This window comes from Kordiimonas sp. (assembly GCF_048260245.1).
In the GTDB taxonomy this organism is placed as follows: Bacteria; Pseudomonadota; Alphaproteobacteria; order Sphingomonadales; family Kordiimonadaceae; genus Kordiimonas.
On the sequence record NZ_JBLXGZ010000010.1, the window covers coordinates 1 to 16208 of the forward strand.

Annotated in this window: 15 protein-coding genes; 4 read left to right on the forward strand and 11 right to left on the reverse strand. The window is 56.1% G+C overall.

Features of this window, described 5'->3' with window-relative positions; all coding sequences use genetic code 11:
- From ACN0VM_RS07175 to ACN0VM_RS07225, 11 genes are all read right to left on the reverse strand, one after another.
- The coding region (locus tag ACN0VM_RS07175; RefSeq protein ID WP_417450182.1) for a glycoside hydrolase family 57 at positions 1 to 1864 on the reverse strand (1864 nt) is incomplete at its 3' end.
- A 16-nt stretch (positions 1865 to 1880) separates the two neighbouring features.
- Entirely contained in the window at positions 1881 to 3095 is a 1215-nt protein-coding gene (locus tag ACN0VM_RS07180; protein ID WP_417450183.1) for an ATP-grasp domain-containing protein, read from the reverse strand.
- Positions 3095 to 3835, reverse strand: a complete 741-nt coding sequence (locus ACN0VM_RS07185; RefSeq protein WP_417450184.1) for an SDR family NAD(P)-dependent oxidoreductase — start codon at positions 3833 to 3835, stop codon at positions 3095 to 3097. The genes ACN0VM_RS07180 and ACN0VM_RS07185 overlap by 1 nt, the downstream gene beginning before the upstream one ends.
- Before the next feature lie 10 nt (positions 3836 to 3845).
- Positions 3846 to 4805, reverse strand: coding sequence for a transketolase family protein (locus ACN0VM_RS07190; RefSeq protein WP_417450185.1), 960 nt, complete (start codon positions 4803 to 4805; stop codon positions 3846 to 3848).
- A complete protein-coding gene (locus ACN0VM_RS07195) occupies positions 4802 to 5614 on the reverse strand; it encodes a transketolase (protein ID WP_417450186.1) in 813 nt (270 codons plus the stop codon). Before ACN0VM_RS07195 ends, ACN0VM_RS07190 begins: the two co-directional genes overlap by 4 nt.
- A complete protein-coding gene (locus ACN0VM_RS07200) occupies positions 5604 to 6791 on the reverse strand; it encodes a class I SAM-dependent methyltransferase (RefSeq protein WP_417450187.1) in 1188 nt (395 codons plus the stop codon). Before ACN0VM_RS07200 ends, ACN0VM_RS07195 begins: the two co-directional genes overlap by 11 nt.
- Positions 6792 to 7643, reverse strand: a complete 852-nt coding sequence (locus ACN0VM_RS07205; protein ID WP_417450188.1) for a sulfotransferase family protein — start codon at positions 7641 to 7643, stop codon at positions 6792 to 6794. It abuts the gene before it with no gap.
- Between the two features lie 58 nt (positions 7644 to 7701).
- Positions 7702 to 8607, reverse strand: a complete 906-nt coding sequence (locus ACN0VM_RS07210; RefSeq protein ID WP_417450189.1) for a class I SAM-dependent methyltransferase — start codon at positions 8605 to 8607, stop codon at positions 7702 to 7704.
- The gene (locus ACN0VM_RS07215; protein ID WP_417450190.1) at positions 8604 to 10346 is read right to left on the reverse strand and encodes a cytidylyltransferase domain-containing protein; all 1743 of its coding nucleotides are present in this window, start codon (positions 10344 to 10346) and stop codon (positions 8604 to 8606) included. Before ACN0VM_RS07215 ends, ACN0VM_RS07210 begins: the two co-directional genes overlap by 4 nt.
- Entirely contained in the window at positions 10331 to 11200 is an 870-nt protein-coding gene (locus ACN0VM_RS07220) for an N-acetylneuraminate synthase family protein (protein WP_417450191.1), read from the reverse strand. The genes ACN0VM_RS07215 and ACN0VM_RS07220 overlap by 16 nt, the downstream gene beginning before the upstream one ends.
- Position 11201: 1 nt before the next feature.
- The gene (locus tag ACN0VM_RS07225; RefSeq protein WP_417450192.1) at positions 11202 to 12935 is read right to left on the reverse strand and encodes a tetratricopeptide repeat protein; all 1734 of its coding nucleotides are present in this window, start codon (positions 12933 to 12935) and stop codon (positions 11202 to 11204) included.
- 196 nt (positions 12936 to 13131) lie between these two features.
- Between ACN0VM_RS07225 and flbT the strand changes: the two genes are divergently transcribed.
- From flbT to ACN0VM_RS07245, 4 genes are all read left to right on the forward strand, one after another.
- Complete coding sequence (gene flbT / locus ACN0VM_RS07230; protein WP_417450193.1) at positions 13132 to 13521, forward strand: flagellar biosynthesis repressor FlbT; 390 nt, start codon at positions 13132 to 13134, stop codon at positions 13519 to 13521.
- A 28-nt stretch (positions 13522 to 13549) separates the two neighbouring features.
- Positions 13550 to 13969: a flagellar biosynthesis regulator FlaF gene (flaF, locus tag ACN0VM_RS07235; protein WP_417450194.1), complete on the forward strand. Its 420-nt coding sequence runs from the start codon at positions 13550 to 13552 to the stop codon at positions 13967 to 13969.
- 247 nt (positions 13970 to 14216) lie between these two features.
- Positions 14217 to 15044, forward strand: coding sequence for a flagellin (locus ACN0VM_RS07240; RefSeq protein WP_417450195.1), 828 nt, complete (start codon positions 14217 to 14219; stop codon positions 15042 to 15044).
- A 247-nt stretch (positions 15045 to 15291) separates the two neighbouring features.
- Positions 15292 to 16119 carry a flagellin gene (locus tag ACN0VM_RS07245; RefSeq protein ID WP_417450196.1) on the forward strand — a complete coding sequence of 276 codons (828 nt, stop codon included), beginning with the start codon at positions 15292 to 15294 and terminating at the stop codon, positions 16117 to 16119.
- The last annotated feature ends 89 nt before the right edge of the window (positions 16120 to 16208 follow it).

Below are 16208 nucleotides of genomic sequence, written 5' to 3' on the forward strand. Positions count from 1 at the left end.
TGTCGCCCACCGCTTCACACTGGATAAGGCCCGCGCCGGCGGCGTCGGTGCGTTTCATCGTCAGCCGGACGGCGTGTTTGTCGTCGCCAATCTCCAGGGTGCCGCCGGTCATGCCAAGCCCGGTGGTGGCCGACACCAGCCGCGATACCGGTTTGCCGTGGTCCACCGGCACAGGGCCGTGCTTCCACAGGCTGTGACGCTCTGCCTCGTGGCCGCCGTTATGGCTTTCAAAATACAGTTTTTTGCGGTCAAACGCGCGCGGGTTCAGGGTGACATGCGCCAGCCGCTTCGGCCCCGGCATCGGCTTTTCCGACAGGCCCTTATAGGTAACCTCAAGCCGGGCCTTGTGGGGCCAGAAACGCAGTTCCTTTTGCACCTGGCCCATGCTGGTGCCCACCCCGGCACAAATCACCACGGCACCCGCGGCTTCGTCCCACGCCACGGTGGGGTCGCAGCGTTGCAAGTCTGTCACCTTGTGGGCGTTCAGCGGTTCGGCCACCAGATGGCCGGAGTAAAAATCCGCGCCATAAGCGATGTCCTCATAAAAGCCATGCGCCATGGTGCCGATGAGGCCGTTGGGGGCCGGTGCGCCCGCCACGTATGGTTGAGCCCGGCCAAAGCCAAAACTGTGGATCGCCATGCCGCGATAAAGGTTCAGCACCAGATGGCTGGTGTCAGTCTCAAGGCTTAAAAAGCGGTTGTCGCGTGTGTGGCTGATGCTGTGCGGTAGCGAGGCTGAAACATTGCCCAAATGTTGCACAGGTGTGCAGGCAGGATCAAGGCTATAAGCCAATGATTTCCAACGCTTTTCTGTAATATGGGTGCGAAAATCGCTTGCCCAGATGCTGCACAGATTTCGCCACTTATCCGCGTTTTTATCGCCTGATAATTGTAAAATGGTGAACTGGCGCCAGCAATAGGTGTTCAGCCCAAGGTCGTCGCGCCCCGTCACCGCCCAGCGCAGCACGTTATATTTGCGCTGTTTTTTAACCGGCACCGGCGCGGCCGCGCTCTCCAGCCTGATGGGTTCCTCGGCCTCATCCAGCAGGGCAAGTGCCGCGCTCGGCAGCGCAAGCTTGACCGCACCGCTTGATGTAAGGGCCTGAAATAAAAGGCGGATACGCTCCGCCTCCACGCCTGCGCCTGCCGCTGCGGCCTCGCTTGTGAACCGGCCGGGGCGATAGTCGAACACCTCGGCGTCGCTGGTATAGACCGGCAGCGCCTTAACGCCATTCTCGATTTGCAGGCTCAGGAACTCAAAATATTCCTCGGCGTCAATTTCGCCGTGGGCATAACGTTGGAACTTCTGGAACGAAATGGCATCCGACCAGATGACGGGCAGGACGCAGTCACCAGACCCGATAAGCCTTTGAGGTACATGGTATTTTTTACGCCCCCACTCCGGGTGGTGGCTGGCGGGTTCGGCCCAGTCCATCATGATGGCCTTGAAGCCAGCAGCCTTGTAAAGCGGCAAAATGCCCGGCGAATAGGCCTGTTCATTGATCAGCGCCACGGTGGGCCTGACGCCCAGCATGCGCTCGTAATCCTCCAGCCCCAGCTTCAGGTTCCACTCTGTCATCTCGGGCGGCACAAGGGGGGCGATCATCTGTACCAGCCCGCTTGCGATCAGCTCCACCTTGCCGTCTGTGATCAGCTCCCGAAGCGTGGAAATCCAGCTTGGATCACAGCGTTCGGTCGCCTGCAGGGTGTAGGAAGTTGCTTCAATTCCAATGGGATAACCCGCCTGCGCCAAGCGCAGCAAAGGCCAGTAGCAACGCTCAACAATAAGCGCGTGATCGGCTTCCTCGACCGAGGAAAAAGCCAGATTAAGGTGAAACGCGGTATATGAAAGCGTGCCCGACAAAAGCGCCCCTGTTGTTTCACCCAGCCTCTACGGTTAAGGCAAAAGCGTCAAGTGCTGTTTCAGCATTGCGAACCGCCTGCGCGCGGCTGTCGCCCGTGGCTTGCACCATGGCCACCGACGCCGCCGCATTCATCGCGCCGCCGATGCGCGCGCCAACTTCGGCCCAGTGTTCAAACGCCAGCACACCGGGGGACGACAGCACCGCCTCTGGCCGCGCAAAGCCAGTGATCCTGCCGCTTTCAGGGATAAGCCAGCGGGTACTGACATGCCGTTCAAACTTGGCGTTCCAGCCGGCGGGCTGTAGTGTTTCGCCCAGCGCCGTACGCGCCGCCCCGGCCACAAGATCGACCCCGGTCGAAAGCGGTATCTGATGGGTGCAGAAATACCCACCCGACAGCCGCGCCGCCAGTTCAATGATATAGGGCACGCCCTCATGCACCACGATATCGCCCTTGACGATGCCGCTGTCGATGCCGAGCGCCTTGGCGCCCGCGCCCACCAGCCCTGCGATCTTTTCCTTCATATTGGCCGCAAGCTCACACGGCATATCGCCGCCGTTTTCAACAATAAACGGTGCAAACCGGTCAAGATATTCATAGCTGCGGTCAGACATGGCGGGCGTGATCGCCGTGCTGCCGATCACAATGCTTTCCGTGCTAACCTGCGGGCCGGAAAGGTATTTTTCCGCCATCACCCGTCCTGACGGTGAATTTTCAAGCGCATAGTCATAGGCCCAGGCGAGCTTGTCCGCGGCACGCATCAGGCTGACCCCCTTTGAGCCGCGGCTGTCCACCGGCTTGACCACCACATCACCCCACTCGGTTTTTGCCGCCTCAAGCTCAGCCAAGCCACTAATGGCACGGTAGGGCGGCACCGCGACGCCGTGTGCACGGAAACGATCCTTCATCGCCAACTTGTCGACCGTCAGGTCTGCGCTTTTTACATCAATGCCCGGCAGGTCAAGGGCTTTTGCTATCCGTGCCACAATATGCGGCACGTCGCACGCGAGACACATCACCCCGTCAACGGCTGTGTGTGCATGAAAGGCCAGCACGGCGGGGATGCAATCCTGCGCGTGATAGACACTGGCAAGGATGCGGTGGGCAGCATAGGCAAAGCCCGGCGCGTTTGGGTCAATGTCGCAGACCACAAGCTCAAGGCCCATTTCGCTGAGCCGCGCGAGCCCTGCTTCGGCCTGCCTGCTGCCACCAAGAACCAGAAGCCGCTTCATCAGAAGTACAGACCGCCATTAACATTGATGGTCTGTCCGGTGACATAGCTCGAGCGATCACTGGCGAGGAATACAGCAGTTTCCGCCACCTCTTCAGGGGTGGCAAAACGCTTCAGCAAGACCTGTTCCGCTGCGGCAAGCACCGCCGGGTTGTTCAGCGCGTTGGTCGCCATCTCGGACGCCACAAGCCCGGCAGCCAACGTATTGCTGCGGATGCCGTCAGTGGCCAGAAAACGCGCAATGACCTGCGCGAGCGAGATAAGCCCAGCCTTGCTGGCGGCATAATGCGCGGTGCGCGGGCCGCCATATTGCCCTGAGACGGAACCGATATGGATAACACTCGCCGCCCCGGATTTACGTAGAAGCCCCAGCGCCTCCTGCGTCACCACAAAGGGGCCCTTGAGGTTGACGCCCAGGATTTCATCCCAGTCTTCGTCGGTGATCTTGTCAAAATCTTCCGGCTTGTTGATGCCTGCGTTGTTCACCAGCACGTCCAACTGCCCGGCGTCATCCTCGATTTTCGCGAAAAGCTCGCCAAGCGCCTTGCGGTCGCGCACATCTGCGCGGAAAGCGCGGCTGTGTGGCAGGTCAAATTCGTCGCATGTCGCCTTGGCTGCTGCTTCGTTTGAGGCATAGGAGAAATAGACATGGGCACCTTCGCGCGCAAATGCGCCCACGATGGCTTTGCCGATACCCCGGCTACCTCCAGTAATCAGCGCGGCTTTACCTTCCAGTTCCATGAAAAGCCCCTTATTTCAATAGACTGCGGCAGGCTTTTGTAATCGCCGCCGCATCGGTTTCAAACATGGCTGGCAGCTCATCATGCTCGCCAGACTTGCCAAAACGGTCTTTCACCCCGACAAACTTCATGCGTGCTGGCGCATGTTCCGCCAAGCATTCAGCCACCGCACTGCCCATGCCCGCCATGATGTTATGGTCTTCTGCCGTGACAATGCCGCCAGTTTCCAGCGAGGCAGCCACCAGTTCGTCCACATCAATCGGTTTGATGGTCGCCAGATTCACCACCCGGACACTCACGCCCTCACTTTTCAAGGTTTCGGCCGCGACCAGTGCGCGTGCCACCATCACACCAGTGGCGACAATGGTGACGTCTTTGCCGTCCCGCAGGCGGTGCGCCTTGCCGATTTTGAAATCATGGTCGCCGTCATACACCACCGTGGTCGCACTGCGACCGATCCGCATATAAACCGGGCCTTCATGGTCCAGCACAGCGGTGAAGGCCTTCATAAACTCATTGGCGTCTGCAGGGCTGATCACCGTCACGTCGGGGATAGCCCGCATGGTGGCAAAATCTTCCAGCATCTGAGCGGTCGCGCCGTCAGGCCCGACATCAAGCCCGTGGTGCGAGCAGCAAAGCTTCACATTGCGCCCGGCATAGGCCACAGCGGTACGGAACTGTTCATGCGCCCGCATGCAGCCAAAGGCTGCGAATGTCGACACCACCGGGATAAGCCCGGTATCGGCCACACCCGCCGCAGCAGCCATCATATTCTGTTCAGCAATGCCAAACTGCATCACCCGGTTCGGGTGCGCGCCCACAAGCGGCTTGGCGCCTGTGCCACCCGCAACATCAGCGTCCAGCAACACCCAGTCATCACGCTTGCCAGCTTCGTGCACGAGGATGCGACCAAAGGCCTCCCGCACCGACACTTGCTCGCCCTTATTCCAATAGCTCAGCTCGGTCATCATGCAGCCTCCAACTCTTTGAGTGCATCGTTCAGCTCTTCGTCTTTCATTGTCACGCTGCCGTGCCAGTAAAGTACCCCTTCCATGAAAGAGACCCCTTTGCCCTTGACGGCATCGGCCACAATGAAGGTCGGTTTGCCGGTGACTGTTTTGGCTTCCTCAAGCGCTGCGCGAATTGCTGCCGTATCGTGACCGTCAATTGAAATCGTGTGCCAGCCGAAGGCGGAAACCTTCGCGGCCACATCCCCCAGGCTAAGCTGAGTTTCCACCGGCGCGTCGCCCTGAAGTTTGTTGCCGTCATAAATAACCACAAGATTATCAAGCCCCTTGAAACCCGCCGACATAATGGCTTCCCATGTATTGCCCTCCTGCATGTCGCCGTCGCCCACTATCACATGGGTGCGGAACGGCAAGCCTTGATATTTCGCCCCCATGGCCATGCCTAGCCCCTGGCTTAGGCCCATGCCAAGCGAGCCTGACGGCGCATCCACGCCGGGGATGCGAAAGTCCGGATGGCCTTCCATAATGCTGTCGATGCGGCGCAGTGTTTCCGCCTCCGCAACCGGGAAATAGCCCCGGTGGGCAAGCGCGGCATAAAGCGCGGGGCACGCATGACCCTTTGACAATACCAGCCGGTCCCGTCCCACATCATCGGGCTTTGCGGGGTCCACGTTCATCACGTCAAAATACAACACTGCCAGCATATCGGCGATCGACAAGCTGCCGCCCGGGTGACCCGAGCGCGCGGCATGGATTGCCCGCAAACACGTTGCGCGGATCAGCCGCGCCATCTCGTTCAGGTCATTTCTCATGGTCTTCCCCTACTCTACCCTTCAGCACGTCGTCTAAGGTCAATACATCGGTGCCCGGCAACAGCGCGTCGAGCTCCGCCTTGATTTCATCAAGATAAAGCCGGGAGGCAACAAGCACCACGTCCGGCTTCATCTCGGTAATGGCGTCCGGGGCCTTGATGGCGACACCAAACATCTCGGACACATATTTGTGGATATTCTTGTCCACAACACCCGCGAGGTGCGTGGCATCAAACCCGCCAATGTCAACAAGGCTGGTAAAAATACGCCCGGCACCCCAGATGACCACCCGGCGGCGTCCAGCAAATGTCATCAGGTTCTGGGCGCCCGTTTTCAGCTTTTGCTGGTTTTCCTGCAGGTTTTTGGCATATGCCGCCAACAGCGCTTTCTTCTCGACGGCTTCGCCCGCAATTGCGCCAGCCTGCTTGACCTCCCCCGGCGTGGCAATAACCGTCAGGTTGGTCACGTCGTCGGGGTTTGGCGCCTGCAATATTTCAAAGCCTGCTGCTTCCATCGTCGCGCACAAGGTTGCCGCGCTATAGTGATAGAGATGTTTGTCTATAAACCATTCTTCCACCAGATCACTACCGCTTAGAAAGGCGATATTCGGCACCTCAAGAAACAAGATACCATCAGGTGCCATGGATTTACGCACCGCCTGCAGTGATGTCAGTGGATGTGCCTCATGCTCAAGCGTGTGGCAATGATAGACGAGGTCATAACGACGATCTGGCAGTTCGACTGCCTCGATGCGTTTGTTGATGACATTGATATTTTCACAGCCCTCATAGTCGCCCAGTACGCGTTCGTCCGGCTCCACCGCGTCAATTTTTATATCCGGCACCAATTGCTGCAGCGCCAGAATAAAGCTGCCCCGGTTCGCGCCGACATCAAGGCAATGCCTGAATTTGGCGAGCGGACGATGCTTGGCTATGGTATCCAGCGCAAACTGTGTGCGGAAGCCCTTGCCGTAGCGGATATTGCCGAAGCCTGCGCCACTGTCAGGGAAAGCAGAGCGGCGGGCAACATGGTCGATACGCGGCAAACTTTGCACCAGACCGCAGCAAGCGCACACATAAGCCTTCAGGCCGCGCGCCGTGCCCGGCACGTCATAGGTCATATCAAGGTCGGCACTGCCGCAAAGGTCGCAAAGTTCGGTATTTGGTCCGTTGCTCATTCAGGCCTTCCCCGTTGTTGGATTATAGTCCAGCACATATTCGTCTTGCTCGTGATAGCCCATCGCCTTCATCTCATCGCCCGCCAGCTTCCAGAACTGGTCAAGCTGGTCATCTTCCAGCATGAAGTTTACCGGCTTTATCACGTTATGCGGCCTGACCATCAACTCGGCCTGTGTATCGCCAAGCGGCAAACCGGCAAATGACAGCATATCAGCCAGATGATCCCGACTTGTAGTGATATCTTCCAGCCGAACCCTTATATGCCGGGAAGCATCGACCTTGGCCAGCTTTTGCCTGACTTCACAGTTGATCTGCGCCCAATGATAAGCAATACGGCAAAAATGGTCAAACAATTGATAATCCTGATAAAATTCCTCGCCTGCCCGAGCAAATGGCCACCAATATTTTTTCTCAGGCGGCGGTTTGGGGCCGCCTTTCTCAAGGTATGCCCGCAGGCAGTTGACTGACCGGTCATCGAGGCATTCGTGCCCCAGCTTGTGGTATAGCGAGGAGACGGCTTTGCGACCATCCCGCACCAGATGAATAAAGCGTGCGTCCGGGAAAATATCGGCAAGTATATCGACAAACCACGACAGCTTGTTGGAGCAATCCCCCCACACCGGTGTCTCTGTAAAGTCGATCGCTGCCCCATGAAGCGCCTGAAGTGCGGTGATAACGTCATCCCGGCTGATGCGTCCGTGCCAATATTCCACACCCAGCGGCTGCACATGATGGATCATATACTCATGATGCATTGTAACGGTGTCATAGGAGTCAAAAAGCCGCCCAAGCGCCTGCGTGCCCGAACGTCCGCATCCGACAATGAATAGTGGTTGGCTTTTATCCGGCACCTGTGCGCCCTTCCGTTTCTCTCAGCTTATTGAAAAACAAAAGCAAATGCCACGCCAACTATAGCGGTTTGCGCGCAAAAACGATGGCAAGCCGCCCAAGGTCGGCGTTTGCGAGGCATTCATAGAAGGTTTCAAGAAGCTCGGGTGCCTGTTCAAAAAGCGTGATATCCAGATTTTTGCGCAACCCATGCATCTCGCGCCCAAGCGCGGGGTTGCCCACATAGTTTTGCCCCATCAGCAGGAACAGCTCCATCGGAAAATTTGTCGTGCGGCAAACCGGCTCAAAACCTTCTTCCCGGAACAGAGTTTCAAGACTGGTGCAGGAAAAATAATTCAGGTGGTGGTGAGGTAGGATCCACCACTTGGGTCGCTCAAACGCACCCGCCACCACCGTTTGGAAGCCGTTAAAATCATTGGGTGTTGATACGCACAGGATGCCACCGGGCTTCAGGCATCCATACGCCAGCGAGAGCACATCGCGCGGATGTGCCACATGCTCCAGCACCTCCCCCATATGCACAAGGTCATACTGACCAAGGATGGCGGCGGTATCAGCCGAGAAAAATCCAGTATCAACATCAAGATCACGCGCGCGGGCATGGCTCGCGGCCACGTCCGAAGGCTCGATACCCTTGCCGCGCCAGCCACGCTCTTTTGCCACCGCCAGAAAATCACCCGGGCCACAGCCAACATCAAGCGCTGTGCGTTCACTGTGTGGTATAAATTCTTCAGCTTTTGCCAGACGCCGAATCATCTCCACCCGCTTCCAGCGGTAATCTTCGTCCGCTTCCTTCAGGTAATTGGCGCGTTCATTCTGATAAAACTCTTCTTTGTAGAAATCCTCGATCTCCTGATCGGTCGGCATCGGCATCAAATGACGATACCCGCAGGTTGCACAGTCAATGACCGAGTGACCTTCCCTGCTACCCAGAAGGGGCCCCACGTGGCGCGTGTCTTGTGTCATGCTCGCGCCTTTTCCTGCATCAGGTTTGCCATACAAAGCGCGAACCGCTGCGGCCCTTCCCGCATTTTGCTGGCAAACGACTGGGGTTCTGCCCCGACGTCAGGCTGACGCAAAAGTTCGGCGGCTTTTGAGACTGCCTCCTCAGCATCCCCCGCGACAAACGCCGGCAGCGTCTTTCGTAGCGTCGCCCACTCTTCCGGGTTGGCGACGCCAAGTGGATCAAAAGTAACCGTCGGCACATTGGCCTGCAGGCATTCAAAGAACGAAACGCCAAACACACATAAGGCCGTACTGAAAGATGTCAGGCGATCGGCCAAATCGGTGGGGGCATCCAGCACCCGCCAACGCCCGTTTATATCTTTAATATCGGGCGCATCAGCATAGGGACCGCGAACCCAGCATACGGTGGTATCGGTGCCTATACTGTCGTCAATCAATGCGGGCCAAATCTTGCCAAGCTCTGCAACATCGCCGCCCCCGGTCAATACCAGCAGGCTTTTTTCAGATTGCCGGTCACCGGGCTGTGCCTGTGCCAGCAAAAAATGATCCCAGCCGAAGGACAGCTTGCCGGGCAACCGCGCCTGCCTTTCAGGGCAGCTATAAAAGGACGGTACCCACACATGGTCAAACAGCGCTTCGTCTTTTTGCGCCACATCAATACCGATAGCGGGCATGTCGGTAGGACGCTGCTCCAGAAAAGCGGTGACTGGTAGTGCCACGATCTGCATATCAACCACACAGGCCTGATACGCCTTATTCCCCAGCGCCACAGCTATCGCGTTTTCAGAGATCCAGTGATGCGGAATAAGTTTAAGCTCTTCGCGCTCTATGGGCTCACCGATAATAAAAAGCTCGGCCTTCGCACCAAGATAATCCTGCAACGCCGCCGCAACCACAAGGCTGCGGGAAAGGTGCCCCATGCCCACTTTTGGACCAGTTTCCGTGATGATGGCGATAGCGGCCGAGTTTTCGCCAACCTTTTTCTGATGTACATGCCGGTTGATGGCTGCGAGGTCCGGTTCCCGCTGAAGCCGCTCCATCACCCAGTCCAGGCTCACAATGCTGTTGTCCGGGTTTTCCCGGTACCAGTCGGCATAAATGCGGCGTATGAAACGATAGTCGGACGGTGTATCCACCGATATGCGGTGTTCAATGGTGGCGTAACGCTCAGGCTCCGCTGCCCATGCCACTGCGGCGGGTGTAACCATGCTCAGGTGATGGTATACCGCGCCCACGTGTTCCCTCTCGAACGGTTCGTGCGCCACCTTTTCCATCGCGCGCCAGAACGCAAGGGAGTAGAGGTCAAAACCTTCATGGATGAACCCCCCGCCACCCGCAGGCGGGCGCAGCTTAGCAAGGCCCGCGTCCGGTGTCGCTGCCATGGCCGCGATCATGCGGCTCAGGGTCTCTGGTTCAATCAGCGGACAATCCCCGCATATATATAGTATCTGCGCCGCGCCTGAGAGTTCGGCTGCCGCGTCAATCCGACCAACAAGGTCGTTCACATCTCCCTCATAGGCGAGGCAGTCAACACCGTAGCCCTGGGCCCAGTCGCGCAGCGGCTTGTTATAATCGTCTGCCGTGGTGGCGAGCATGATACCGTCGAGCTCAGGTACGGTACGCAAACGGTCTATGATCCGCGCAATCATTGGCTTGCCTGCGAGCGGCAACAAATGTTTGCCCGGCAACCGGCTGGAATTCAGCCGCGCACCAACGATAGCGACTATTTTATCCGCCATTCTTCCCTCACCGCCAAGGTGGGCCTGAGGCCGTCAGTGGGGTCCGCCCGCCACGGCCTGTCCGCACGTTCTGCCTCTGTTGGTTCCTTGATGCCCGTACCGTCCACACCAACCTCAAGACGGCGGCGACCGGCGATCAACGGAGCAATCTCCTCCGGCAACCAACAATGCCCAGTCTGATATTCGGCACCCTCTGCATCAAGGTCGAGATGAAATTCAATGGTTGAGGCGCGCCAACGGTCAATCGCCCTGCCCACGACAGCAGGATCACGCGAATGATCCGACCAGCCGACCGGATAACCTGTCGCATCGCGGATTGTCTCAATAGCCCCCAGATTACAAAATTCAGGTGCCACAGGGTAGCCCGACACACAGTGCAACAGTGTGAGTTCGCGGCCGCCTGCGTGCCTGAAGGTATCCGCCGCCGCCATGACTTCCTCAAGTGTCGCCATCCCGGTCGACAGCACCAGTGGCTTGCCCGTCTTTGCACACGCTTCAATCAGCGCAGTCCACGGCAACTCATAGGAGGCGATTTTAAAGAAATCCACATGTGGGGCCAAAATCTCGACCGCGTCCAGGAAAAACGGTGTGCAGGAAAACTTGATGTTACGGTCCCGGCACCTTGCGGCAATCGGGGCGAGAAATTCTTCCGGCAGTTCCCATTGCGACCGCGCACGGTGGGTTTCGCTTTTCGCCAATATCTCAGGGGCAAACAGCTCATCAATGCGGAAAAGCTGGAACTTGACCGCATCACAGCCGATATCTGCCGAAACATCGACAAACTGCAGGCAGCGGTCAAGGTTGCGTGCGTGATTACTGGAAGCTTCGGATATAAAGAAGGTGCGCGATGCCATGCTATAAGCCCAGCTTTTCCTGAACGCGCGCAGCGACACGCTCGATCAATTGTTTGAATGTCTGCTGGCTACGACCACAGATGAAATCGGCATCCTTGGCAAAAAGCACATGATCATCGCTTCCAAACCCCCACCAGACAGCGTCTGATTCAAAAAGAATAGTCGGCCGACCACTGGAAAGCGAGAACATACCCGGTGCGGTACAAGCGGCGACCACCAGGTCACAGTGCGCCATGATCGCCACATTCGCTTCAATATCCTGCTTGAGATCGGTATCCTCAAAACGGAAGATATCGATGCCGTGTTTGTCTTTTATCTCTTTGAGGTCGTCGGTAACGTCGGTGTACATCAGGTTAACAAAATGCACCTTGTCCTTAAGCGCCGCGAGCGGTGCAAGGTCATCCACTGTTGAATACCTGTGCCGACGCACACCGCCAGACAGCCCACTGCGCCATGCCAGGCCAATAATCGGCTTGTCTTTCAGATGGGCAACCTGTTTACCGAACTCGGCAGCGCGGTCAGGGTTCGGCTTAAGGAAGCCGTCCGGGTGCGCCTTCACGTCTTCTGGTACATGCCAGGCGTAGCGCGCGCAGGAGCCAAGCGGGATCGCGTAATCGATATCGATCGCGCCATCTTCCAGCGATTTCTGGATTTGCATGAACACACGGTAGCGGTAACCCTCAGTCATGCGGTCCGTGTAGCCGTCGACAACCGCGTTCGGGAAACGGCGCTGCATGAGGGACACAAGCCGCCGGTCCACGCCGATATATAATTTCTCCGCCTGCTCATAGAGATACGGCAGGTAATTGCCGAACATGACCTCATCACCGATGCCCTGCTCCGCCGTTACAAACAGAGATTTACCCTTGAGCGAACTGCCGTCCCATTCGGGCAGTTTGTGAGTATAGGTAATGTTCTGGGCCTGTACACGGCGGGAGCTAAGACGGTGGCTGTAATGTTCGAACGCCTGCTTGAGCTGCCCCTTACGGAACATTTCAAGCGCCATATTAATATGAAGCTCAGGGTTTTCCGGCTGCTGCGCAAGGGCGCCATGCGTCAATTCGAAGGCCCGGTCAGTACCAGGCATCGCGCTCGCAAGATTAGAGAGTACTTTATAGTTTTTGGGGTCCAGCCGAAGCGCTTCTTCATAAAAGACAACCGATGCATCATTCCCGTCGCGGTACCGCACCGCGGAGGCCAGCACGTTCCACAAGTCCGAGTTTTCGGGAAACAAGGGCAGAACTTGTTGCGCCATATCAATCGACTCTGTGTATTTGTCCTGCCTGTTCAGGGCTGTCAGCAGGTTAATATAGTGCTTCGCCACCGTTGGCTCCATCGCCACTAGCTGGTGACCAAGCTTTTCCGCAATCGCATTAAAACCCATTTCAAGTGCAAGTTGCTGGATCACCGAGCAAACGTCAGCTGTGGGCTCATGGTAGTGAAGCGCGCGTTCCAGCACATAAATCGCATGTTCCCTGACACCAAGCTGGGTGAGTGCGTGTGCAAGCACTGTGAGAATATTGAGATCTTCCGGAAATGCTTCCCAAGCCTTGAGCAAATGCTTGACGGCCTCCGGCCATTCGGCGCGCTCCGCATGTTCCTGACCTTTTTTAAGTGCGCGGCGGATCTCACCAATCGTCAGGTCTGTTTTCGCCAGCCCGAGATTCTCGGTTTTGCGTTTCTTCTTCTGAGCAGTTGGCTCATTCTTTTTATTCTGACGCTTTGTTGTCGCCACGAGCCCCTCCTGGCTGGATATCGATTGCTGCATTCAAATTTGATGAGAGTGTGCACCTACATACTCAAGCTTGCAAGGGGGGTGCCAAACCCCTAATCTTGTTCTATCCGACGGGATGTCCTTATGATATATAAAGGATTCAGGTATAAAGTCGGCCGCACTGGGCGGAAAGAGCTGACTTTTGAGGGAGGACTGTATGGCGCTCAAGCTTTCGCTGAAGCCGGATGAGAAGCTGGTGATAAATGGCGCAGTTATTGCAAATGCCGATAGACGCACGACTTTGATCGTGCACAACAAAGCGTCTATCCTGCGAGAAAAAGATATAATGCAGGAAGAAAATGTCGATACGCCCGCAAAGCGTATCTATTTCCCGATCATGCTCATGTACATGGATCAGGGCGACACAAATAAGTATTATGATGAGTTTGTCGTAAGAATGACAGAATTCATGAATGTGATCAGCACGCCGGCTGCGGTCGAAAACTGCATAAAAATTAGTAGGGACGTTATGGATAAAAACTACTATCGCGCGCTGATAACCTGTAAAAAGCTTATTGCATTTGAAGAAGAACGCCTTGGGGGATAAGTGTTCAGGAACCTAACCGGGAATTAGTATGTCATACCAAGCGTATCAAAAGGCCCAGCAATCTTCCGAGAACCCCAGTCAGGTTGAATACCGGCTGTTCGCTCAGGTCACCAATGCCCTTATAGAGGCACGGGACAAGAACTTGAGCGGCGCGGAGCTGGTCAAAGCGCTCGACTGGAATCGGCGTATGTGGTCTGTGCTGTCGTCTGACTGCGGCACTGAGGGAAACTCTCTCCCGCAGAATCTACGTGCTGGCATTATCTCTCTCTCGATCTGGGTTTCCAAACACTCCTCGGCCGTGATGCGCGGCGCTGAGAAGGTCGATGATCTTATCAATATCAACCGCACCATCATGGAAGGCCTGGCCGATCAGGCCCGACTGCAGAGCAAGGCTGCCGAAAAAAATGCCAGCCCCATTACACCTGGCTCAATTAACTCCAGCCTGTAATTTTTGCCTACCGATGAGGAAAAAACTTCCTCACTGCAGAGAAAAAACTTCCCACCCGGCATTTTTTACCCAGCTCCACAACACTGGCCATCACGCCACCCAGGGAAAATACCTTATATTTTTCATTTATATAGCTATAGATCGCTAAACTTTTAGCAATTGGCACGCCCCATGCAGATAGGGTTTCGAAAGCAAAAAGCTTTCATGAGCAAAAGGCTCAAAACGACTCTCAGAATGGAGATACAAAATGGCGTTTTCTGTAAACACCAACGCAGGTGCGTTCGCTGCCCTGCAAAACCTCAACAAAACCACCGCAGCTCTGTCAACCACTCAGACCCAGATCAACACGGGCCTGAAGGTTTCCTCTGCGAAAGACGATGCCGCAACCTTCGCTATTGCGCAAAAACTGCGCGCTGACGTAGCAGGCCTGAACGCGGTTAAAGGCTCCCTCGACCGTGCCACCTCGACCATCGACGTTGCTATCGCAGCCGGCGAGGCAGTTTCCGACCTTCTCATCGAACTGAAAGAGAAAGCGGTTGCCGCTAAAGACTCCGGTCTTGACACTGCTAGCCGTGCATCCCTGAACAACGACTTCACGCAGCTCCGTTCGCAGATCACCTCGATCGTGCAAAACGCTGAATTCAACGGCACAAACGCTGTGACTTCCGGCGGTACCGCAATCGTAGCGATCACCAACGACACCGGCTCGAACGTGATTTCGATCTCGGCGCAGGATCTGTCGGTAAGCGGCACGAACGTTACGCTGACATCGACACAGTCCATCGGTACCGCAACTGCGGCCGGTTCGGTTGTGACAGCGATTGAATCCTCGATCGCCAACGTGAACGATGCCCTGTCTGCTCTTGGTTCCGGCGCAAAACGGATCGAACTGCAGCGTAACTTCGTTGACAAGCTGTCTGACTCGATTGAAGTCGGCGTTGGTAACCTTGTTGATGCCGACCTGGCTAAAACAAGCGCTAACTTGCAGAGCTTGCAGGTTAAACAGCAGCTTGGCCTTCAGGCGCTTTCGATCGCCAACCAGGCACCAGGTACGGTACTTTCCCTCTTCAGGTAAGCGTTTCCGTATTGGAACAATTTTTGGGGCCCTTCGGGGCCCCATTTTTATTAGCCATCCCCGCCTCGCCCTCGGCAAATACCGCCCGGATGGCAAAAGCTGCCGACCATTCTTTCCTGCCCCATAAGCAACCCCTCACCAGCTGGAAAAATACTCCTTTAAAATCAGATAGATGCACATGGCACAGCCTTTGCGCTAACGAGCGCAAGAGCAGAAAGGCTCTAAGACATCTCAAAAGGAGACAACGATGACTTTTTCCGTAAACACAAACGCCGCTGCGCTGTCAGCACTTCAAAACCTGAACAAGACATCCAGCGGTCTGGAGAGAGTTCAGACTGAGATCAACACGGGGTACAAGGTGGCTTCATCTAAAGACAATGCTGCGATCTTTGCCATTGCACAGTCGCTCAGAGCGGATGTTGCAGGGTTTCGCGCAGCTCCCGGCTCTATCGACCGGGCTTTGTCGACTATTGACGTTGCCATTGCCGCTGGTGAAGCCGTGTCCGACCTCCTCATCGAGATGAAGGAAAAAGCCGTTGCCGCCAAGGATTCCGGCCTTGATACAGCAAGCCGGAGTTCTCTGAACAACGACTTTACGCAATTGCGTTCTCAAATTACCTCCATTGTCGAAAATGCGGAGTTCAACGGTACCAACGCCGTGAAGTCAGGTGGTGACGATATTATTGCCATCACCAATGACACCGGATCCAGCACGTTTACCATTGCTGCCCAAGACCTGTCGCTATCCGGCACGGTTGTTACACTTACTTCTTTGCAGTCCATCGGCTCTGCCACGGCTGCGGGTTCCGTCGTGACCGCAATCGAATCTTCAATTGCAAATGTCAACGAGTCCCTCTCCTCACTGGGTGCCGGGGCTCACCGTCTGGAACTGCAAAAAGAATTTGTGAACAAGCTCAAGGATACCGTGGAAGTGGGTATCGGTAATCTGGTGGATGCCGACATGGCAAAAGCTTCTGCCAACTTGCAATCGCTTCAGGTCAAGCAACAACTTGGCTTGCAGGCACTATCAATTGCAAACCAGGCACCCCAAGCGGTTACCAGTCTGTTTCAGTAAATTATACCGATCGAGCTACGGCTCGGTCGGTATTTTTTTCCCCCTCCGATAGGCAAATCGAGACACTTTTTGCCTATGCGGCATTTTTT